The following is a 19,403-nucleotide window of genomic DNA, read 5'->3' as shown; positions in this document are numbered from 1 at the left end:
TTGGCAAAGGCTTGGGTCATGTCTGTGGATTTCGCGTCGGTTTGGAATATTGCCCTGGACTGGATGGCCCATGGCCTGTGGCAGCTGTCGTGGTGGCAGCTGCTGCTGTATGCCCTGGTCACCACCCACGTCACGATTGCGGGCGTCACCATCTTCCTTCACCGCTGCCAGGCCCATCGTTCGCTGGACCTGGGGCCGGTGCCCTCGCATTTCTTCCGGTTCTGGTTGTGGTTGGGCACGGGCATGGTCACCAAGGAGTGGGTGGCCATCCACCGCAAGCACCACGCCAAGTGCGAAACCGAGGACGATCCCCACAGCCCGCAAACGCGCGGGCTGGATACCGTGATGCGCCAGGGCGCGGAGCTGTACCGCGAAGAGGCCAAGAACGCCGAGACGCTCAGGAAGTTCGGCCACGGCACGCCCGACGACTGGATCGAGCGCCATCTCTACAGCCGGCATTCGATCTGGGGTCCTTCTCTGATGCTGGTCATCAACGTGCTGCTGTTCGGCGCCATCGGACTGACCATCTGGGCCGTGCAGATGGCCTGGATTCCGTTCTGGGCTGCCGGCGTGGTCAACGGCCTGGGCCATTTCTGGGGCTATCGCAACTTCGAGGCCCAGGACGCCAGCACCAACCTCGTGCCCTGGGGCCTGGTCATCGGCGGTGAGGAACTGCATAACAACCACCACACCTATCCGACCTCGGCCAAGTTCTCGGTCAAGCGCTATGAGTTCGATGTGGGCTGGGCCTACATCCGGGCGATGCAGGCGGTCGGCTGGGCCAAGGTCAAGAAAACGCCGCCCAGGCTGGTCATGGGCGCCATCAAGCCTGTGGCCGACGAAAAGACGCTGGAGGCCGTGATCGCCAACCGCTACGAGGTCATGGCTCGCTATGCGCGCGGCGTGCGTGCCGCCGTGCAGTTCGAACTCGATGCGCTCAAGCAGCGCAAGGCGCAGCAGGCCGACCTGTCCTTGCTCAGGACGGCGCGCCGCTGGCTGCACCGCGATGCCGACAAGGTGCCCGCCCAGGCGCAGGACCAGCTGGCCCAGGCGCGCGCCGCCCATCCCGTGCTGGACCAGATGCTGGTCATGCGCGAGGAGCTGCGCCAGCTGTGGCTCAACACCTCGCTGTCGCGCGAGCAGCTGACGGCCCATCTGCAGGCCTGGTGCCATCGCGCCGAGGCCAGCGGCATTGCCGCGCTCAAGGAGTTCTCGGTCAAGCTGCGCGCTGCCCACGCCTGAAGCTGCGAAGCCAGCCGGCAAGCGTCCATTCCCGGGGCCGCATCTTCTCTTCGGAGGCGATGCGGCTTTTTGCTGCGGGGTTCGGCTGCAGTTCCAGACCTGCCGTGGCCTGGGACACGGAGCGGACTCTTATCCGCAGGTCCGCGCCTGCGCGCCAGCCCTGGCCCGGCTGCAGCCTGAGGGTCAGCCCCGGCGCTGCATCGGCCCAGGCCTGCTGCGGGACGCTGATTTCCAGGCTGCCCTGGCGGCAGAACAGCTCGCAGCCCTCCTGCATGGACAGATACAGGTCGTTTCCGGGGGCGAGATGGCGCAGTTCGAAAGAGCGGGTGTGGGCATTGTGCATGGGTCGGTGTCCTGTAGTTCCAGGCCCCAAGCGTAGGCATTCGGCCCTCTTTGGCACAGGCACAGCCTATGGTTTGTTGCGCCGCAGCAGTGCAGGCAGTCCATGTTCTGTTCTGCTGCATGACCTGATGATCTGTATCTGTTGCGTAACAGCGCTTTGAGACAAGATCTCGGTCAAGCACTTCCATCCCCAGCCGTTTTCCATCCTGCCCATGACCGCCGCAAGCGCCGCCCCCACCCTGTACCGCCGCCTGGCGGCCGACTACAGCCTGGCCATGGAGATGGGCACGCTCAAGGCGGGCGAGCGCATGCCTTCCGTGCGCGAACTGATGCGCCGCCACGAGGTCAGCCTGTCCACGGCGCTGCAGACGCTGCGGCATCTGGAGGATCTGGGCCAGCTCGAGGCCCGCCCGCGCGTGGGCTACTTCGTTCGCGATGCCCGGCCTGCAGGGCTGGCGCCTGCCAGCGAACCGGATCTGAGCCAGCCCGTGCAGCCGTTGCCACAACAGCACTTTGCGGGCATCAATGAGCACATCTCGCTCATGCTGGAGCGCGGCCGCCAGGCCGATGTGCAGGTGGACCTGGGCGGTGCCACGCCGCCGCCGGAACTGTTCGATCGCGGCTACCTGAACCAGGCGGCTGCCCGGCTGCTGCGCGAGCAGCCCGACCTGTTGGTGCTGGGGCGTTCCATGATGGGCAGCCACCCTGATTTCCAGCGGGCCATGGCGCGGCGCGCGCTGGCGGCGGGCATCCATGTCGCACCGGCCGATGTGCTGGCGACCACGGGCAATTCCGAGGCCGTGAGCCTGGCGCTGGCCGCCGTGGCCTCGCCCGGCGACGTGGTGGCCGTGGAGTCGCCGACCTATTACGGCCTGCTGCAGGTGGTGGAGTCGCTGCAGATGCAGGCGCTGGAGATTCCCTGCAGCCCGCGCACCGGCCTGTCCCTCGAGGCACTGGAGCTGGCCCTGCAGACCCAGCCCCGGCTGAAGGCCGTGGTGGTCGTGCCCGAGCTGCAGATGCCGCTGGGCACGCGCATTCCCGATGAACACAAGGCCAGACTGGTCGAGCTGTGCGCCGCCCACGGCGTGGCGCTGATCGAGGACGACTCCTACGGCCTGTTCGTGGAAAGCAGCCAGCCCGTGCGCCCCATCAAGGCCTGGGACCGCCTGCCGGGACATGTGATCTATTGCGAGGCCTTCAACAAGAGCATGGCGCCAGGCCTGCGCCAGGGCTGGATGAACGCCGGCCAGTGGCATGGCCGTGTGCAGATGCTCAAGTTCGCGCGCAGCCGGGGGACCCAGACCCTGGCCCAGTTGCTGGCGGCCGCCTGCGTGGGCTCGCCCGCGCATCTGCGCAATCTGCAGCGCCTGAAGCAGCAGCTGCGGCGCCAGCGCGAGGGCATGGCGCAGCTGGTGGCGCGCTTTTTCCCGTTGGGAACGCGGCTGAGCCTGCCGCCCGGCGGGCTCAGCCTGTGGCTGGAGCTTCCGGCTGGCGTGTCCACGTCCGCGCTGTTCACGCAGGCGCTGGCGCGCGGCATACGCACGGCGCCGGGCAGCATGTTCTCCAACTCGGGCCGCTACGAGCACTGCATGCGCCTGGGCTGCACCCTGCCCGTGGATGGCGTGGTCGAGCAGGCCTGCCGCGATCTCGGCGCCATGGCCTGCGCGCAGCTGGGCCAGCCCGCGCGCCACGGGTGAGGGACGCAAAAAAACCGCCGGGCTTGCGCCGGGCGGTTTCTTTGTCGGTACCAGGGACAGGCTGAATTACTTCAGCTTGATTTCCTTGTACGTGACGTGCTTGCGAGCCTTGGGATCAAACTTCATGATCGCCATCTTCTCGGGCATTGTCTTCTTGTTCTTGGTCGTGGTGTAGAAGTGGCCGGTTCCTGCAGTGGATTCCAGCTTGATCTTTTCGCGTCCGCCTTTAGCAGCCATGGTGTTTCTCCTTGAGGGATTTAGGCTTGGCCACGGGCACGCAGGTCTGCGAGCACGGAGTCGATACCGTTCTTGTCGATCAGGCGCAGAGCAGCGCTGGAAACGCGCAGGCGCACCCAACGGTTTTCGCTCTCAACCCAGAAACGGCGGTATTGCAGGTTGGGCAGGAAACGACGCTTGGTCTTGTTGTTGGCGTGGGAAACGTTGTTTCCCACCATGGGCTTCTTGCCCGTTACTTCACATACGCGTGCCATGAGGACACTCCGATAGTTGTACAGCCGCCGACGCTGATGCCCTGCATTTGCTGCAGGGCCTGCCGGCAACCTCACCTCGCCATAAAGGGTGGCGGTAACCCCATCGCTGAAAGTGTTCTGGCCATGCAAGCAAGGCGCGCTTCAAATTCAGCAAAGCCACGGATTATAGCGTCTTCATGAGAAAAGCCCCTGGGCCAGCCAATCACGGCGGCAGCCAGGGGCTTTTGCCGCCCTGCACGAGGGCAGGGCGGGCGGGATGGCCTCCCGCTTATTCCTGCTCGAGGAAGCGCTGGGCGTCCAGCGCGGCCATGCAGCCCGTGCCGGCGCTGGTGATGGCCTGGCGGTAGACATGGTCCTGCACGTCGCCGGCCGCGAACACGCCGGGCACGCTGGTCTGGGTGGCGAAGCCCTTGAGGCCGCCCTGGGTGATGATGTAGCCGGTCTCGTCCATCTCCAGGTGGCCCTTGAAGATCTCGGTGTTGGGCGCGTGGCCGATGGCGATGAAGCAGCCCTGCAGCTGGATGTCCTCGGCATGGCCATCCTGGGTGCTCTTGATGCGGATGCCGGTCACGCCGGACTGGTCGCCCAGCACCTCGTCGAGCACGAAGTGGGTCTTGAGTTCGATCTTGCCGGCACGGACCTTGTCCATGAGCTTGTCCACGAGGATGGGCTCGGCCTTGAACTTGTCGCGGCGGTGCACCAGGGTGACCTTGCTGGCGATGTTGGACAGGTACAGGGCTTCCTCGACGGCGGTGTTGCCGCCGCCGACCACGCACACGGGCTGCTCGCGGTAGAAGAAACCGTCGCAGGTGGCGCAGCCCGAGACGCCGCGGCCCATGAAGGCCTCTTCGGAGGGCAGGCCCAGGTACTTGGCCGAGGCGCCCGTGGCAATGATCAGGCTGTCGCAGGTGTAGGTGCCCGAGTCGCCGGTCAGCGTGAACGGACGCTTGGAGAAATCGACGCTGTGGATGTGGTCGAACACCACCTGGGTCTTGAAGCGCTCTGCGTGCTCCAGGAAGCGCTGCATCAGTTCGGGGCCCTGTACGCCGTTCACGTCCGCAGGCCAGTTGTCCACTTCCGTCGTCGTCATCAGCTGGCCACCTTGGGCCATGCCGGTCACCAGCAGCGGGTTGAGGTTGGCGCGCGCGGCGTAGATGGCGGCCGTGTAGCCGGCAGGGCCGGAGCCGAGGATCAGGACTTTGGCGTGTTGCGTAGAAGACATGGATGCAGTTCTTGAAAAAGGCGCACGCCGGCAGTCGGCGTGCAGAAAAAAGATACATCGGGAACAGCCATGGAGTATCGCTCCGCAGCCGGGTTCCCGTTGCCATGCGGATCAATGGCCCGGATTGTCAAAAATGATCGACATGGCGCCGTCATGCAGCGGCGTCATGTTCTGTTGCAAGTGCTTGCATTACGCTAGCAGGCCGTCCTGGCTGTTTTTGCGGCCAGCCCGAGGGGGCTGGGGTAAGCTCCCGCCTGCGTATGACCTACTCATTGAACGCTCTGAACGCTTCCACATCCGCCAAGGGCAAATCCAAGTCTGCGGCGCGCCCCGGCATGGTGGCGCGCTTCGGTCATGAAATGCTGCTGTTGGCGGGGCTGCTGGCCCTGGTGTTCTGGCTTGCCTCCATGCTCAGCTACTCGCCCCAGGATCCAGCGTGGTCCACCTCCGGGGCGGGACACGCGCGCCTGGTCGCCAACTGGATGGGCCGCGTCGGAGCCTGGCTGGCCGACGCCTGCTATTTCGGCTTCGGCATGTCGGTCTGGTGGCTGGTGCTGGCCTCGGTGCAGACCTGGATGTCTTCCTTCGCCCGCTGGCTGCGGGGCGGCGTGCCCCGCGATGGCGTGCAACTGCCGCCGCTGTGGCGCCGGCGCCTGCGTTTCTGGGGTGGCCTGCTGCTGCTGCTGGGCGCAAGCTGCGCGCTGGAATGGACGCGGCTGTACCGCTTCGAGAGCGTGCTGCCAGGCCCTGCCGGCGGCGTCTTTGGCTACATGCTGGGCTACCACAGCCTGCAATGGCTGGGCTTCATGGGTTCGGGCCTGATCGGCATCTGCGTGGCCGTGATCGGCCTGGCCATGGTGTTCCGCTTTTCCTGGGGGCATCTGGCCGAATCCATGGGCGCACGCCTGGATGGATGGGTGCATTTCCTCTTCGCGCGCCGCGAGAAGGCCCGGGACGAGGCCGCAGGCCGCCGTGCCGCGCGCGAGCGCGAAGAGGTGTTGCAGGAAGAGCGCACGGAAAGCGCCGTGCAGCACCCGCAGCCCGTGCAGATCATCGAGCCCGTGCTGCAGGAGGCGGCGGCCCCCAGCGTGCGCGTGGTCAAGGAGCGCCAGAAGCCGCTGTTCTCCGAATTGCCCGACAGCAAGCTGCCCCAGGTGGACCTGCTCGATGCGGCGCAGCAGCGCCAGGAAAGCGTCTCGCCCGAGACGCTGGAGATGACCAGCCGGCTGATCGAAAAGCGCCTCAAGGACTTTGGCGTGGAAGTGCATGTGGTGGCCGCCATGCCCGGCCCCGTGATCACGCGCTACGAGATCGAACCGGCCACGGGTGTCAAGGGCTCGCAGATCGTGAACCTGGCCAAGGATCTGGCGCGCTCGCTGTCCCTGGTGTCCATCCGCGTGATCGAGACGATCCCCGGCAAGAACTTCATGGCACTGGAGCTGCCCAATGCCAAGCGCCAGTCCATCCGCCTGTCCGAGGTGCTGGGCTCGCAGGTCTACCACGATGCCAAGAGCATGCTGACCATGGGCCTGGGCAAGGACATCGTGGGCAACCCGGTGGTGGCCGATCTGGCCAAGATGCCGCACGTGCTGGTCGCCGGCACCACGGGTTCGGGCAAGTCGGTGGGGATCAACGCCATGATCCTGTCGCTGCTGTACAAGGCCGAGGCCCGCGATGTGCGCCTGCTGATGATCGACCCCAAGATGCTGGAAATGTCGGTCTACGAAGGCATTCCTCACCTGCTGTGCCCCGTGGTCACCGACATGAAGCAGGCCGCCAATGGCCTGAACTGGTGCGTGGCCGAGATGGAGCGCCGCTACAAGCTCATGAGCAAGCTGGGCGTGCGCAATCTGGCGGGCTACAACACCAAGATCGACGAGGCCAAGGCGCGCGAGGAATCTATTCCCAACCCCTTCAGCCTCACGCCCGAGGAGCCCGAGCCGCTGCAGCGCCTGCCGCACATCGTCATCGTCATCGACGAGCTGGCCGACCTGATGATGGTGGTCGGCAAGAAGATCGAGGAGCTGATCGCGCGCCTGGCCCAGAAGGCCCGCGCGGCCGGCATCCACCTGATCCTGGCCACCCAGCGCCCCAGCGTGGACGTGATCACCGGCCTGATCAAGGCCAACATTCCCACGCGCATCGCCTTCCAGGTCAGCAGCAAGATCGACAGCCGCACCGTGCTCGACCAGATGGGTGCCGAGTCCCTGCTGGGCATGGGCGACATGCTCTACATGGCCAGCGGCACGGGCCTGCCCGTGCGCGTGCACGGCGCCTTTGTGTCCGACGAGGAAGTGCACCGCGTCGTGGGCTACCTCAAGGAGCAGGGCGAGGCCGACTATATCGAGGGTGTGCTCGAAGGCGGCACGGCCGAGGGCGACAGCGAGTTCGGCGCGGAGTCCGGCGACGGTGGCAACGGCGAGAAGGATCCCATGTACGACCAGGCCGTGGAAGTGGTGCTCAAGGACCGCAAGGCCAGCATCTCGTATGTGCAGCGCAAGCTCAGGATTGGTTACAACCGCTCGGCCCGCCTGCTGGAAGATATGGAAAAGGCGGGCCTGGTCAGCGGTCTCACGGCCAGCGGGCAGCGCGAAGTGCTGGTGCCGGCGCGCGCCGGGGAATGAGCCCGCATTTCGCAATCATGGAGAAAGAATGAAACGTCTGTTGACTGCAGTTGTGATCGCGGCAAGCGCGACGGCCTCGTGGGCCGATGGCCTCAAGAGCCTGGAAGCCTTCATGAAGAATTCCCAGGCCGGCCGCGCCGAATTCACCCAGGCCGTCACGGCCCCGTCCAAGGATGGCCAGCCGCCGCGCACCAAGAACTCCAGCGGCCAATTCGAATTCCAGCGTCCCGGCAAGTTCAGGTTCGTCTACACCAAGCCGTTCGAGCAGACCATCGTGGCCGACGGCAAGACGCTGTGGCTCTATGACGCCGACCTCAACCAGGTCACGCAGCGCGCGCAGGCCCAGGCCCTGGGCAGCACGCCTGCCGCCATCCTGGCGTCGGCCAGCGATCTCAAGGCGTTGAGCGCCGATTTCGATCTGCAGTCCGCGCCCGAGCAGGATGGCCTGCAATGGGTCCAGGCCAGCCCCAAGGACAGGAACGGCCAGCTCAAGAGCGTGCGCGTGGGCTTTGCAGCCGATGGGCAGCTTTCGGCGCTGGACATCCTCGACAGCTTTGGCCAGCGTTCGCTGATCCGCTTCAGCAAGCTGCAGACCCAGGCATCCCTGCCGGCCTCGACCTTCGAGTTCAAGGTGCCTGCGGGCGCCGACGTGCTCAAGCAGTAATCCACCGCTGCACAGGGCGGCCCTTCAAGAACCTCACACGCTGCGGTGCGCAGTTTGTGAGGTTTTGTAATGGTTTTGCCTAATATCGTCGAGACAATGGCGGCCTGCGGCCAGCGACTGTTTCTACGTCCCTTCGAGGACATGCTGGCCGGCTCTCGCATGTCTTTATGAACCTCAGTCGCAAGTTGCCGCTCGCCATTGCCATGGCGCTGCTATTCACCCTGGCCGCCGGATTCTTCGGCCTCTGGTCGGCCCATCAATCCCTTGGCGTCTTTCACGGCGACGTACAGCGCCACATGGCCGCAGAGCGCCTTGCCGCAGAAGTGGAAGGCCACTTCAAGACCCAGGTCCAGGAATGGAAGAACGTGCTGCTGCGCGGCTCGGACAACGCGCTGCGCGAGCGGCACTGGAAGGGCTTTCTGTCCGATGAGCGCGCCGTGCAGGACAAGACCACCGCCTTGCTGGCCCTGGTGGAAGACACCGCCCTGCGCGAGATGGCCCAGCGCTTTGTGGCACAGCACCGCAAGATGGCCGAGGGCTATCGCGTGGGCCTGGACAAGTTCGAGGCCACGGGCTTCGACCCCTCCGTGGGCGACATGGCCGTGCGCGGCGTGGACCGCGAGCCGGCCGAGCTGCTGTCCCGGCTCAAGGCCGGCATCGCTGCCCAGAGCAAGTCCGTGGCCGATGATGCCTACAGCAGCGGCAGGCGCGCCACGGAATTGAGCCTGGCGCTGATGCTGGTGGCGGCCGTGGCCGGCGTGGCCATTGGCTGGCTCATCACCCGCGCCGTGGTGGCACCGCTGCGCAGCGCGGTCCGGCTGGCCGAGAACGTGGCCCGTGGCCATCTGACCAATGCCATAGCGAGCGGCGGCCGCGACGAGCTGGGCCAGCTGCTGCGGGCGCTGGGCGCCATGCAGGAACAGCTGCGCAGCATCGTCGTGGAAGTGCGCGGCAATGCGGAGCAGGTGGCATCCGCCAGCTCGCAGATCGCAGCGGGCAACAGCGACCTGGCCCAGCGCACCGAGCAGCAGGCGTCGGCCCTGCAGATGACGGCATCGTCCATGGACCAGCTCGACTCCACCGTGCGCGGCAATGCCGATCACGCAGAGAAGGCCAACCTGCTGGCTTCGTCCGCCAGCGACATTGCCACGCGCGGCGGCGATGCCATCTCGGCCGTCGTGGGCACCATGCGCAGCATCCAGGATGCGTCCGAACGCGTGGTCAGCATCATCGAGGTGATCGACGGCATTGCCTTCCAGACCAACATTCTTGCGCTCAACGCGGCCGTGGAGGCCGCACGGGCCGGCGAGCAGGGCCGGGGCTTTGCGGTGGTGGCCGCCGAGGTGCGCACGCTGGCCCAGCGCAGCTCGGGTGCGGCGCGGGAGATCCGCGACCTGATCCAGGCCAACGCCCAGCGCGTGGCCCTGGGCGCCCAGGAGGTGGACAGTGCGGGCGCGACCATGGCCTCGGTGCAGGAGGCGATTGCCAAGGTCTCGCGCATGATCGGCGCCATCAGCCATTCCAGCGGCGAACAGAGCGCGGGCGTGAGCCATGTCAACAGCGCCATCGTCCGCATCGAGGAAGGCACCCAGCAGAACGCCGCGCTGGTGGAGCAGACCAGTTCGGCCGCCGAGAGCCTGCGCAAGCAGGCCCATCAGCTGGTCGAACTCATGTCAAGGTTCAGGACGGCTTGAACGCGGCGGCGGGCGCAGGGCGCAGCCGGTCGTGGAGGGCGGCCAGCACCAGGGTCGCGGCCACGGGCAGGGCCCAGCCCATGCCGTTGCCCGGCAGGCTGTTCAGGAACGCGGGCAGCCAGTCCTGCCAGCCGGCAGCCCTGGCTGCATCGATGAGACCAAACAACAGGGCCACGGCCAGCACCGGTGCGAACACCCGCTGCGCATTGCGCCACAGGCCAGACAGCAGGCTCAGCACCACCAGGGCGATGGCCAGCGGGTAGATGCCCACGAGCACGGGTCCGGATACGGCGATCAATTGGGCCAGGCCCTGGTTGGACACCAGAATGCAGGCCAGGCCGATGGCCACCACCACTGCACGGTAGGGCAGGCGCAGCATTTGGCTGAAGTAGGCGCCGCAGGCACTGACCAGGCCCACGGCCGTGGTCAGGCAGGCCAGGGAGATCACCACGGCCAGCAGCAGGCTGCCGATGGGGCCGAAGGTGTGATCCACATAGCGCGTGAGGATGAGCACGCCGGTCTGTGCCTGCGGGGCGATGGACTGGCTGGTGGCGCCCAGATGGATCAGCGACAGATACACCATGCCCAGTCCGACGGCGGCGATCACGCCCGCGACGATGGCGTAGCGCGTCTGCAGGCCGGTATCGGAGATGCCGCGGTCACGGATGGCGTTGACGATGACGATGCCGAAGGCCAGCGCCCCCAGCGCGTCCATGGTCTGGTAGCCCTCCAGGAAACCTTCAGTCAGCGGCGACACCAGGTAGTCGCCACTGGCCCTGGTGGCCTCCCCGGCCGGCAGCAGCACGGCGGCGGCGCCCAGCACCACCAGCGCCAGGATCAACACGGGCGTGATCAGCTTGCCGATGTTGTCGATCAGCTTGCCCGGGAACAGGGACAGGCCCATGACCAGGGCGAAGTACACGGCAGAGTAGATGAACAGGGCTGTGCTGCTGTGGCCCATGAAGGGCGCAAAGCCCATCTCGAACGACACCGTCGCCGTGCGCGGCGTGGCGAACAGCGGCCCCAGGATGAGATAGATCAGCAGGCCCAGCACCATTCCGGCCTTGCGGCCCACGGGCGAGGTCAGTGCGTCCATGCCGCCGCCCACGCGCGCCAGTGCGACCACCGTGAGCAGGGGCAGGCCCACGCCCGTCAGCAGGAAGCCGGTGGCCGCGGCAGCCGCGTGCTCGCCGGCGCCCTGGCCGACCATGGGCGGAAAGATGATGTTGCCCGCGCCGAGGAACAGCGCAAAGGTCATGAAGCCTAGGGCGATCAGGTCCCTGGTCTTGAGTGTTTGCATGGATGCAGAAATGAAAAGGCCCCGCATTGCCGCATGGCAGGCGGTTCCGTAAACGGAGGGAGGCGCGGGGTTGGAAGGCTGCGATGACGCAGGCCCGAAGGTCGCGTGCGGATCGCGCGGCCGGCTCCGCAAAGGGCAGCATTTTAGGGCTGCGGCCCGAAGCAGGTGTGAAATGTCAGTGATTGCTCTTGATGGGGTGCATGCAAACAATCCATGTCGTTTCAGTGACATGCCTGGAGGCGATGGCCATATTCCCGTCTGAAGATCAGGAGTTTCAGTCCACGGCCGACATCAGGCATCAAGGCCTGGCGCACCTGCGCCAGCCATGGCGTGGACAATGGCGCCATGGTTCTGCAACTGCATCTGTTCCCTTTGGCGAAGAATCCGCAACACGGGCTGCCGCACCTCGCGTGCGGGGAGCGGCCTTCGAGAGAGCTGCCCCATGGCTGATCTGTTCACCCAGGAGCCCTCCGCACCACTGGCCGAAGCCCTGCGGCCCAAGACCCTGGACGAGGTCGTGGGCCAGTCCCACCTGCTGGGCGAAGGCAAGCCGCTGCGCCTGGCCTTCCAGTCGGGCAAGCCGCATTCCATGATCTTCTGGGGGCCACCCGGCGTGGGCAAGACCACGCTGGCCCGGCTCACGGCCACGGCCTTCAAGTGCGAGTTCATTGCGCTGTCTGCGGTGTTCTCCGGGGTCAAGGACATCCGTGCGGCCATGGAGCAGGCGCAGCAGAACCTGGCCATGGGCCGGCACACCATCCTCTTCGTGGACGAGATCCACCGCTTCAACAAATCCCAGCAGGATGCGCTGCTGCCCTATGCGGAAAGCGGCCTGGTGACCTTCATCGGCGCCACCACGGAGAATCCGTCCTTCGAGGTGAACTCGGCCCTGCTGTCGCGCGCACAGGTCTATGTGCTGCAGTCCCTGACCGACGAAGAGCTCAGGCAGCTGCTGCAGCGTGCGCAGGAAAAGGCCCTGGGCGGCCTGCAGTTCGACGACCTGGCGCGGGACACCATCATCGGCTATGCCGATGGCGACGCCCGGCGGTTCCTGAACCTGCTGGAGCAATGCCAGACGGCGGCGGGCGCTGCAGGCGTCACCCGGATCGATGCCGAATTCGTGCAGAACGCGCTGACCCTGAATGCCAGGCGCTTCGACAAGGGGGGCGACAACTTCTACGACCAGATCTCGGCCCTGCACAAGTCCGTGCGCGGCTCCCATCCGGATGCAGCGCTCTACTGGCTCACCCGCATGCTCGACGGCGGCGCCGATGCGCGCTACCTGTCGCGGCGCATCGTGCGCATGGCCTGGGAAGACATAGGCCTGGCCGATCCGCGCGCCATGCAGATCGCCAACGATGCGGCCCTGACCTACGAGCGCCTGGGCAGCCCTGAAGGCGAGCTGGCCCTGGGCCAGGCCGTCATCTATCTGGCCATGGCTCCCAAGAGCAACGCCGGCTACAACGCCTACAACAAGGCCCGGGCCTTCGTGAAGCAGGACAGGAGCCGCGAGGTGCCCGTGCACCTGCGCAACGCGCCCACCAAGCTCATGAAGGAGCTGGGCTACGGCCATAAATACCGCTACGCGCACGACGAGCCCAACGCCTACGCGGCCGGCGAGACCTATCTGCCCGAGGGCATTGCGGAGCCGGGCTGGTACCAGCCCGTGCCACGGGGCCTGGAGATCAAGATCGGCGAGAAGCTGGCCGTGCTGCGCAAGTGGGATGAAGAGGCTGGCGGCGGCGGCGCATAGCCGAATCCCGTGAGAGCAGGCCGGGGCTGGAGCCAGGGCTAGGCGCCCGGGCCGGGCTCCACCGTCACATCCCGCGCGTGCAAGGGAGCGTGGCAGTGCGAGCAGACGATCAGGGGATCGAACGTGTGGCCGCACACCGAATGCCGGTGCAGCAGGGGCCGGCCTTCCTCGCCGGACATGTGCACATCGCCCCAGTGCACGATGGCCATGACCACGGGATGCAGGTCCAGTCCCTTGGACGTGAGGCGGTACTCGTGCCGCACCGGCGCCTCCTGGTAGGCCACCTTCTTGAGCACGCCGGCCTCGACCAGCCTGGCCAGCCTGTCCGACAGCATGGGGCGTGAAATGCCCAGGCGCCCCAGGAATTCATCGAAGCGGCGCACTCCCAGAAAGCAGTCGCGCAGCACCAGCAGCGTCCAGCGGTCACCGATGACCGAGACCGTGCGTGCGATGGAGCAGCGCTCCTCTTCCAGTTCGTTCCATTTCATTGGGCAGTTCCCCGCTTGACGGGTTCAGATTTTAAACCTACTGTGCATAAAGTTCAAAAAATGAACTTACTTCTTCATCCACGGAGATTCCATGACCGACAAGAAAGCCATCCTCGTCATCGGTGCCGGTGACGCCACGGGCGGGGCGATTGCCCGGCGCTTTGCGCGCGAAGGCTATATCGCCTGCGTCACCCGCCGCGATGCCGACAAACTCCAGCCGCTGGTCGAGCAGATCCGCGCCGCAGGGGGTGAAGCCCATGGTTTTGGCAGCGACGCGCGCAAGGAAGAGGAAATGGTGGCCCTGGTGCAGAAGATCGAGGCCGAGATCGCACCCATCGAGGTCGCCGTCTTCAACATCGGCGCCAATGTGCGCTTCGGCATCACCGAAACCACGGCGCGCGTCTACTTCAAGGTCTGGGAGATGGCCTGCTTCGCCGGCTTTCTGATGGGGCGGGAGGCGGCCAGGGTGATGCTGCCGCGCGGCCGGGGCACCATCATCTTCACGGGCGCCACGGCCAGCTTGCGCGGGCGCGAGGGCTTTGCCGCGTTTGCCGGTGCCAAGCACGGCCTGCGCGCCCTGGCGCAGAGCATGGCGCGCGAACTCTGGCCCAAGGGCATCCATGTGGCCCATCCCGTGATCGACGGCGCCATAGACACCGAATTCATCCGCAGCAATTTCCCCGAGCGCTATGCCCTCAAGGAGCAGGGCGGCATCCTCAATCCCGAGCACATTGCCGACCTCTACTGGCAACTGCACCAGCAGCCGCGCGACGCCTGGACGCACGAGACCGAGATCCGTCCCTGGATGGAGCCGTGGTGAGCCGCCTTGCCTTATCGCATCGTCACTTCCTCCCACTCCCGCAGGCCACGCCATGAACACCAAGGTGCAATTTCTCTTCGACTTCGGCAGCCCCAACGCCTATCTCTGCCACCAGGTCATTCCCCGGATCGAGGCGCGCAGCGGCATCCGCTTCGAATATGTGCCTGTCCTGCTGGGAGGCCTGTTCAAGCTGGCCAACAACCGCTCCCCGGCCGAGGCCAATGCCGACATTCCCAACAAGCGCGCCTATGAGGCGCTGGAGCTGCAGCGCTTCGTGCACAGGCACAGCCTCACGCGCTTCCGGATGAATCCTCACTTTCCCGTGAACACCCTGCAGATCATGCGTGGGGCCGTGGCCGCCCAGGACATGGGCTGCTTCGAGCGCTATGTCGATGCGGTGTTCTCCAGCATGTGGGAGAAGGGCTGCAAGATGGACGATGCCCAGGTGATCGGCACCGAGCTGTCCGGGGCGGGTCTGGACGCCCCAGCCCTGATTGCCGCAAGCCAGACGCCAGAAGTCAAGGCCCGGCTGCTGGCAAATACCGAGCAGGCCTTCCACCGTGGCGCTTTCGGAGCGCCCACCTTTTTTGTTGGCGACGAGATCTATTTCGGCAAGGACCGCCTGCGCGATGTGGAGGAAGAAGCGCTGCGGGCCTGAAGCCAGCCTCAGGCCGACCGTCCGTCGTAGCGCGTGATGCGCAAGGCTTCGGCATCCACGCCTTCCAGGCAGCGCACGTTGACGGCCGCCATGTGCCGGCCCTTGGGATCGGTGGCTTCGCCGAAAGGGTGGATGCCGCAGGTCGGGCAGAAGCGGTGCTGGATCAGATGCCGGTGGAAGGTGTAGGAGCGCATCTGCTCCTCGGGCGTGCTCAGCTGCAGCTGTTCGCGGGGCACGAACCACATGAGGGCGCCCTTGCGCGCGCAGATGGAGCAGTTGCAGGCCATGACCTGGGTGAGTTCGCCTTCCACATCGAAAGCGATGCCGCCGCAGTGGCAGCTGCCGTGGTATTTCATCGGGGTTCTCCGTGGCCACCGCTTGCTGGCGGCACTGTCGTTGATGGTAGGAGTTCATGCTGGCTGCGGCAAATTGCTGCAGTGCTACATAAGAGCGCGTGGCTTGTAAAGCCTCGGGAAACCCCGCTGCAACAAGGCGTTGCAGGCCACCGGGGGGTGCCTAGAATCGCCCATCCCCTGCGGCTTCCTGATCACAAGCCGGGATGCGGCAGGAGAGCTTCCACCACCATGGCATTGCTGGCTCCGTTCGTTTGGATGCGAGGCACGCTGAATGTCTCCATCCTGAGCAAAAGGGGAGAGCGCATATGGACATACTGCTTCAGCAGGTCATCAACGGATTGGTCCTGGGCAGCATGTATGCCCTGATCGCCCTGGGCTACACCATGGTGTACGGCATCATCCAGCTCATCAACTTCGCCCATGGCGAGGTGCTCATGGTCGGGGCGCTGACCAGCTGGAGCTGCATAGGCCTGATGCAGGAGGCCATGCCGGGCGCACCGGGCTGGCTGATCCTGCTGCTGGCGACGGTGATCGCCTGCGTGGTGGCCGCCGCACTGAATTTCGTGATCGAGAAAGTGGCCTACCGGCGCCTGCGCAGCAGCCCGCGCCTGGCGCCCCTGATCACGGCCATCGGCGTCTCGCTGCTGCTGCAGACGCTGGCCATGATCATCTGGAAGCCCAACTACAAGGCCTATCCCACGCTGCTGCCGAGCACGCCCTTCGAGATCGGCACGGCGGTGATCACGCCCACCCAGATCCTGGTGCTGGTGGTCACGGCGATTGCGCTGGCTGCGCTGACCTACCTGGTCAACTACACCAAGCTCGGGCGCGCCATGCGGGCCACGGCCGAGAATCCGCGCGTGGCGGCCTTGATGGGTGTCAAGCCTGACATGGTGATCTCTGCCACCTTCATCATCGGCGCCGTGCTGGCGGCCATCGCGGGCATCATGTACGCCTCCAACTACGGCACGGCCCACCACACCATGGGCTTTCTGCCGGGGCTCAAGGCCTTCACGGCGGCCGTGTTCGGCGGCATCGGCAACCTGGCGGGCGCCGTGGTCGGCGCCATGCTGCTGGGGCTGATCGAGTCCATTGGCTCGGGCTACATCGGTGATCTCACGGGCGGCGTGCTGGGCAGCCACTACACCGACATCTTCGCCTTCATCGTGCTCATCATCATCCTGACGCTGCGCCCCTCGGGCCTGCTGGGTGAGCGTGTGGCCGACCGCGCCTGAGGAGAGACGCATGAACAGCAAGAAGACCGTGCAATGGATTCTGGGCGGCCTGGCGCTGATGGTGCTGCCGCTGGTGCTGCAGTACTTCGGCAATGCCTGGGTGCGCATCGCCGACCTGGCGCTGCTCTATGTGCTGCTGGCACTGGGCCTGAACGTGGTGGTGGGCTATGCAGGCCTGCTGGACCTGGGCTACGTGGCGTTCTACGCCGTGGGCGCCTACATGTTTGCGCTGATGGCCTCGCCGCATCTGGCGGAGACCTTCGAGGGCTTTGCCGCCATGTTCCCGGACGGGCTGCATACCTCCATCTGGCTGGTGATACCGCTGGCGGCGCTGCTGGCGGGCATCACGGGAATACTGCTGGGCATCCCGGTGCTCAAGCTGCGCGGAGACTACCTGGCCATCGTCACGCTGGGCTTCGGCGAGATCATCCGCATCTTCATGAACAACCTGGACCAGCCGGTCAACATCACCAACGGCCCCAAGGGCATAGGCCAGATCGACTCGGTCAAGATTCTGGGGCTGGACCTGGCCAAGCGCCAGGAGATCTTCGGCTACGACATCAGCTCGGTCACGCTGTACTACTACCTGTTCCTCTTCCTGGTGCTGGTCAGCATCGTGATCTGCTGGCGCCTGCAGGACTCGCGCATAGGCCGCGCCTGGATGGCCATCCGCGAGGACGAGATCGCCGCCAAAGCCATGGGCATCAACACGCGCAACATGAAGCTGCTGGCCTTCGGCATGGGCGCTTCCTTCGGTGGTGTCTCGGGCGCCATGTTCGCGGCCTTCCAGGGCTTCGTCTCTCCCGAGTCGTTCAGCCTCATGGAGTCCATCATGATCGTGGCCATGGTGGTGCTCGGCGGCCTGGGCCATCTGCCCGGCGTGATCCTGGGTGCGGTGCTGCTGTCGGCCCTGCCCGAGGTGCTGCGCTATGTGGCCGGTCCCCTGCAGCAGATGACCGATGGGCGGCTCGATGCCTCCATCCTGCGCCAGCTGCTGATCGCGCTGGCCATGATCGTCATCATGCTGATGCGTCCGCGCGGCCTGTGGCCGTCGCCCGAGCATGGCAAGAACCTGCCGCACCAGTCCTGAGCATGGAGAAACCGCAGATGGCGAATACGGCAGACAACAGCTCCAGCGCTCCGGTGCTCAGGGTTTCGGGCATTTCCAAACGCTTCGGCGGGCTGCAGGCGCTGTCCGATGTGGGCATGACCATTGGCCGGGGCCAGGTCTACGGACTGATCGGACCCAATGGCGCGGGCAAGACCACCTTCTTCAACGTGATCACGGGCCTGTACACGCCCGACAGCGGCAGTTTCGAGCTGGCCGGCAAGGCCTACGAGCCCACGGCCGTGCACAAGGTGGCCAAGGCCGGCATTGCGCGCACCTTCCAGAACATCCGGCTGTTTGCCGAGATGACGGCGCTGGAGAACGTGATGGTCGGGCGCCATGTGCGCACGCACTCGGGCCTGATCGGCGCGGTGCTGCGCACGCGCGGCTTCAAGGCCGAGGAGGCCGCCATCCGCGCGCGCGCCCGTGAATTGCTGGACTACGTGGGCATCTCCAAGTACGCGGACTTCAAGGCCCGCACGCTGAGCTACGGCGACCAGCGGCGCCTGGAGATCGCGCGGGCCCTGGCCACCGACCCGCAGCTGATCGCGCTGGACGAGCCTGCCGCCGGCATGAATGCCACCGAGAAAGTGCAGCTGCGCGAGCTGATCGACCGCATCCGCCGCGACCAGCGCACCATCTTGCTGATCGAGCACGACGTGAAGCTGGTCATGGGCCTGTGCGACCGCGTCACCGTGCTCGACTATGGCAAGCCCATTGCCGAAGGCACGCCGGCCGAGGTGCAGAAGAACGACAAGGTGATCGAAGCCTATCTGGGCACGGGAGGACACTGAACCATGGGCGAGCAAGAGCAAGACAAGGGCGTGTCCCCTCCGGTGCTGCTGAAGGTCGAGGGCCTGAAGGTGGCCTATGGCGGCATTCAGGCCGTCAAGGGTGTGGACTTCGAGGTGCGCCAGGGCGAGCTGGTCTCGCTGATCGGCTCCAACGGTGCGGGCAAGACCACGACCATGAAGGCCGTCACGCGCAGCCTGCAGATGGCGGACGGCGACGTGCACTACCTGGGCCGCAGCATCCGCAACGTGGGCGCCTGGGATCTGGTGGCCCAGGGCCTGGTCATGGTGCCGGAGGGGCGCGGCGTGTTCGCGCGCATGACCATCACCGAGAACCTGCTCATGGGCGCCTACACGCGCAACGACAAGGCCGGCATTGCCGCCGACATCGAGCGCATGTTCGGCATCTTCCCGCGTCTGAAGGAGCGCCGCGACCAGCTGGCCGGCACCATGTCGGGTGGCGAGCAGCAGATGCTGGCCATGGCGCGCGCGCTGATGAGCCAGCCCAAGGTGCTGCTGCTGGACGAGCCCTCCATGGGCCTGTCGCCCATCATGGTGGACAAGATCTTCGAGGTGGTGAGCGACGTGCACGGCCTGGGCGTGACCCTTGTGCTGGTCGAGCAAAATGCCAGCCGTGCGCTGGCGCTGGCCGATCGCGGCTATGTGATGGAGTCCGGCCTGATCACCATGACGGGACCCGGCCAGACCCTGCTCAGCGACCCGCGCGTGCGGGCTGCCTATCTGGGCGAGTGAGCGCCACGGCTGCCGTGAGCGCGGGGATGGATGGAATGCCCCGTGCCACTGACGGGATATGGCAAAAATATGACGATTTGATGAAGATTCATCAAGCGTCGATCGGTGCGAGACTTTGCGTATTTGTGCGATGGAATGGGTTATTCGAGGAAATTCGCGCAAAAA

19 protein-coding genes are annotated in these 19,403 nt (G+C 65.7%); 12 read left to right on the top strand and 7 right to left on the bottom strand.

The window, feature by feature from the left end; all coding sequences use genetic code 11:
* The first annotated feature begins 18 nt into the window (after nt 1-18).
* On the top strand, nt 19-1,242 hold the full coding sequence (locus L995_RS17235; RefSeq protein ID WP_016451099.1) for a DesA family fatty acid desaturase: 1,224 nt from the start codon (nt 19-21) through the stop codon (nt 1,240-1,242).
* Here the strand turns inward: L995_RS17235 and L995_RS17230 are convergent.
* A complete protein-coding gene (locus L995_RS17230) occupies nt 1,217-1,585 on the bottom strand; it encodes a hypothetical protein (protein WP_016445761.1) in 369 nt (122 codons plus the stop codon). The two genes, L995_RS17235 and L995_RS17230, sit on opposite strands and share 26 nt — an antisense overlap.
* A gap of 211 nt (nt 1,586-1,796) precedes the next feature.
* Here L995_RS17230 and L995_RS17225 point away from each other — a divergent pair, with 211 nt between their 5' ends.
* A complete protein-coding gene (locus L995_RS17225; RefSeq protein ID WP_016451100.1) occupies nt 1,797-3,281 on the top strand; it encodes an aminotransferase-like domain-containing protein in 1,485 nt (494 codons plus the stop codon).
* A gap of 66 nt (nt 3,282-3,347) precedes the next feature.
* Here L995_RS17225 and rpmG read toward each other — a convergent pair whose 3' ends face one another.
* From rpmG to trxB, 3 genes are all read right to left on the bottom strand, one after another.
* Complete coding sequence (rpmG, locus tag L995_RS17220; RefSeq protein WP_012207164.1) at nt 3,348-3,518, bottom strand: 50S ribosomal protein L33; 171 nt, start codon at nt 3,516-3,518, stop codon at nt 3,348-3,350.
* Between the two features lie 20 nt (nt 3,519-3,538).
* Complete coding sequence (rpmB, locus tag L995_RS17215) at nt 3,539-3,772, bottom strand: 50S ribosomal protein L28 (RefSeq protein ID WP_012207163.1); 234 nt, start codon at nt 3,770-3,772, stop codon at nt 3,539-3,541.
* Between the two features lie 268 nt (nt 3,773-4,040).
* Nucleotides 4,041-4,994 (bottom strand): thioredoxin-disulfide reductase, encoded by a 954-nt coding sequence (gene trxB, locus L995_RS17210; protein WP_016445763.1) that lies wholly within the window; start codon nt 4,992-4,994, stop codon nt 4,041-4,043.
* 260 nt (nt 4,995-5,254) lie between these two features.
* Between trxB and L995_RS17205 the strand changes: the two genes are divergently transcribed.
* The 3 genes from L995_RS17205 (at nt 5,255) to L995_RS17195 (ending at nt 9,976) form a co-directional block, all read left to right on the top strand.
* Nucleotides 5,255-7,618 carry a DNA translocase FtsK gene (locus L995_RS17205; protein ID WP_016445764.1) on the top strand — a complete coding sequence of 788 codons (2,364 nt, stop codon included), beginning with the start codon at nt 5,255-5,257 and terminating at the stop codon, nt 7,616-7,618.
* A gap of 28 nt (nt 7,619-7,646) precedes the next feature.
* The gene (gene lolA / locus L995_RS17200) at nt 7,647-8,282 is read left to right on the top strand and encodes an outer membrane lipoprotein chaperone LolA (RefSeq protein ID WP_047217411.1); all 636 of its coding nucleotides are present in this window, start codon (nt 7,647-7,649) and stop codon (nt 8,280-8,282) included.
* Nucleotides 8,283-8,485: 203 nt separating this feature from the next.
* Nucleotides 8,486-9,976 carry a methyl-accepting chemotaxis protein gene (locus tag L995_RS17195; protein ID WP_231574454.1) on the top strand — a complete coding sequence of 497 codons (1,491 nt, stop codon included), beginning with the start codon at nt 8,486-8,488 and terminating at the stop codon, nt 9,974-9,976.
* On the opposite strand, the gene brnQ is transcribed toward L995_RS17195, so the two are convergent.
* On the bottom strand, nt 9,963-11,276 hold the full coding sequence (brnQ, locus tag L995_RS17190) for a branched-chain amino acid transport system II carrier protein (RefSeq protein WP_016451105.1): 1,314 nt from the start codon (nt 11,274-11,276) through the stop codon (nt 9,963-9,965). The two genes, L995_RS17195 and brnQ, sit on opposite strands and share 14 nt — an antisense overlap.
* 442 nt (nt 11,277-11,718) lie before the next feature.
* On the opposite strand from brnQ, the gene L995_RS17185 reads away from it, so the two are divergent.
* Nucleotides 11,719-13,029 (top strand): replication-associated recombination protein A, encoded by a 1,311-nt coding sequence (locus tag L995_RS17185; protein WP_047472755.1) that lies wholly within the window; start codon nt 11,719-11,721, stop codon nt 13,027-13,029.
* Nucleotides 13,030-13,067: 38 nt separating this feature from the next.
* Here L995_RS17185 and L995_RS17180 read toward each other — a convergent pair whose 3' ends face one another.
* A complete protein-coding gene (locus L995_RS17180; protein WP_016445769.1) occupies nt 13,068-13,517 on the bottom strand; it encodes a winged helix-turn-helix transcriptional regulator in 450 nt (149 codons plus the stop codon).
* Between the two features lie 91 nt (nt 13,518-13,608).
* On the opposite strand from L995_RS17180, the gene L995_RS17175 reads away from it, so the two are divergent.
* Together L995_RS17175 and L995_RS17170 are read left to right on the top strand one after the other, a co-directional pair.
* Nucleotides 13,609-14,337, top strand: coding sequence for an SDR family oxidoreductase (locus L995_RS17175; RefSeq protein WP_016445770.1), 729 nt, complete (start codon nt 13,609-13,611; stop codon nt 14,335-14,337).
* 52 nt (nt 14,338-14,389) lie between these two features.
* Entirely contained in the window at nt 14,390-14,995 is a 606-nt protein-coding gene (locus tag L995_RS17170; protein ID WP_047472754.1) for a 2-hydroxychromene-2-carboxylate isomerase, read from the top strand.
* Nucleotides 14,996-15,003: 8 nt separating this feature from the next.
* On the opposite strand, the gene L995_RS17165 is transcribed toward L995_RS17170, so the two are convergent.
* A complete protein-coding gene (locus tag L995_RS17165; RefSeq protein ID WP_016445772.1) occupies nt 15,004-15,351 on the bottom strand; it encodes a GFA family protein in 348 nt (115 codons plus the stop codon).
* Nucleotides 15,352-15,656: 305 nt separating this feature from the next.
* Between L995_RS17165 and L995_RS17160 the strand changes: the two genes are divergently transcribed.
* The 4 genes from L995_RS17160 to L995_RS17145 are packed head-to-tail and all read left to right on the top strand — an operon-like array spanning nt 15,657 to nt 19,238.
* Nucleotides 15,657-16,586, top strand: a complete 930-nt coding sequence (locus L995_RS17160; protein ID WP_016445773.1) for a branched-chain amino acid ABC transporter permease — start codon at nt 15,657-15,659, stop codon at nt 16,584-16,586.
* 10 nt (nt 16,587-16,596) lie between these two features.
* Nucleotides 16,597-17,676, top strand: coding sequence for an ABC transporter permease subunit (locus L995_RS17155; protein WP_013800924.1), 1,080 nt, complete (start codon nt 16,597-16,599; stop codon nt 17,674-17,676).
* Between the two features lie 17 nt (nt 17,677-17,693).
* The gene (locus tag L995_RS17150; protein WP_016445775.1) at nt 17,694-18,488 is read left to right on the top strand and encodes an ABC transporter ATP-binding protein; all 795 of its coding nucleotides are present in this window, start codon (nt 17,694-17,696) and stop codon (nt 18,486-18,488) included.
* Between the two features lie 3 nt (nt 18,489-18,491).
* Nucleotides 18,492-19,238 carry an ABC transporter ATP-binding protein gene (locus tag L995_RS17145; RefSeq protein WP_047472753.1) on the top strand — a complete coding sequence of 249 codons (747 nt, stop codon included), beginning with the start codon at nt 18,492-18,494 and terminating at the stop codon, nt 19,236-19,238.
* The last annotated feature ends 165 nt before the right edge of the window (nt 19,239-19,403 follow it).

This window comes from Delftia sp. ZNC0008, from assembly GCF_000799035.1.
GTDB lineage: Bacteria > Pseudomonadota > Gammaproteobacteria > Burkholderiales > Burkholderiaceae_C > Comamonas > Comamonas tsuruhatensis.
The sequence above is the reverse complement of the archived record's forward strand: the minus strand, read 5'-3'. Positions and strand labels throughout refer to the sequence as shown.

What these genes read in the sequence shown, in the direction of transcription:
- L995_RS17235 (WP_016451099.1), top strand. Translation starts at nt 19, where the DNA reads ATGTCTGTGGATTTCGCGTCGGTTTGGAATATTGCCCTGGACTGGATG.
- L995_RS17230 (WP_016445761.1), bottom strand. Translation starts at nt 1,585, where the DNA reads ATGCACAATGCCCACACCCGCTCTTTCGAACTGCGCCATCTCGCCCCC.
- L995_RS17225 (WP_016451100.1), top strand. Translation starts at nt 1,797, where the DNA reads ATGACCGCCGCAAGCGCCGCCCCCACCCTGTACCGCCGCCTGGCGGCC.
- rpmG (WP_012207164.1), bottom strand. Translation starts at nt 3,518, where the DNA reads ATGGCTGCTAAAGGCGGACGCGAAAAGATCAAGCTGGAATCCACTGCA.
- rpmB (WP_012207163.1), bottom strand. Translation starts at nt 3,772, where the DNA reads ATGGCACGCGTATGTGAAGTAACGGGCAAGAAGCCCATGGTGGGAAAC.
- trxB (WP_016445763.1), bottom strand. Translation starts at nt 4,994, where the DNA reads ATGTCTTCTACGCAACACGCCAAAGTCCTGATCCTCGGCTCCGGCCCT.
- L995_RS17205 (WP_016445764.1), top strand. Translation starts at nt 5,255, where the DNA reads ATGACCTACTCATTGAACGCTCTGAACGCTTCCACATCCGCCAAGGGC.
- lolA (WP_047217411.1), top strand. Translation starts at nt 7,647, where the DNA reads ATGAAACGTCTGTTGACTGCAGTTGTGATCGCGGCAAGCGCGACGGCC.
- L995_RS17195 (WP_231574454.1), top strand. Translation starts at nt 8,486, where the DNA reads ATGGCGCTGCTATTCACCCTGGCCGCCGGATTCTTCGGCCTCTGGTCG.
- brnQ (WP_016451105.1), bottom strand. Translation starts at nt 11,276, where the DNA reads ATGCAAACACTCAAGACCAGGGACCTGATCGCCCTAGGCTTCATGACC.
- L995_RS17185 (WP_047472755.1), top strand. Translation starts at nt 11,719, where the DNA reads ATGGCTGATCTGTTCACCCAGGAGCCCTCCGCACCACTGGCCGAAGCC.
- L995_RS17180 (WP_016445769.1), bottom strand. Translation starts at nt 13,517, where the DNA reads ATGAAATGGAACGAACTGGAAGAGGAGCGCTGCTCCATCGCACGCACG.
- L995_RS17175 (WP_016445770.1), top strand. Translation starts at nt 13,609, where the DNA reads ATGACCGACAAGAAAGCCATCCTCGTCATCGGTGCCGGTGACGCCACG.
- L995_RS17170 (WP_047472754.1), top strand. Translation starts at nt 14,390, where the DNA reads ATGAACACCAAGGTGCAATTTCTCTTCGACTTCGGCAGCCCCAACGCC.
- L995_RS17165 (WP_016445772.1), bottom strand. Translation starts at nt 15,351, where the DNA reads ATGAAATACCACGGCAGCTGCCACTGCGGCGGCATCGCTTTCGATGTG.
- L995_RS17160 (WP_016445773.1), top strand. Translation starts at nt 15,657, where the DNA reads ATGGACATACTGCTTCAGCAGGTCATCAACGGATTGGTCCTGGGCAGC.
- L995_RS17155 (WP_013800924.1), top strand. Translation starts at nt 16,597, where the DNA reads ATGAACAGCAAGAAGACCGTGCAATGGATTCTGGGCGGCCTGGCGCTG.
- L995_RS17150 (WP_016445775.1), top strand. Translation starts at nt 17,694, where the DNA reads ATGGCGAATACGGCAGACAACAGCTCCAGCGCTCCGGTGCTCAGGGTT.
- L995_RS17145 (WP_047472753.1), top strand. Translation starts at nt 18,492, where the DNA reads ATGGGCGAGCAAGAGCAAGACAAGGGCGTGTCCCCTCCGGTGCTGCTG.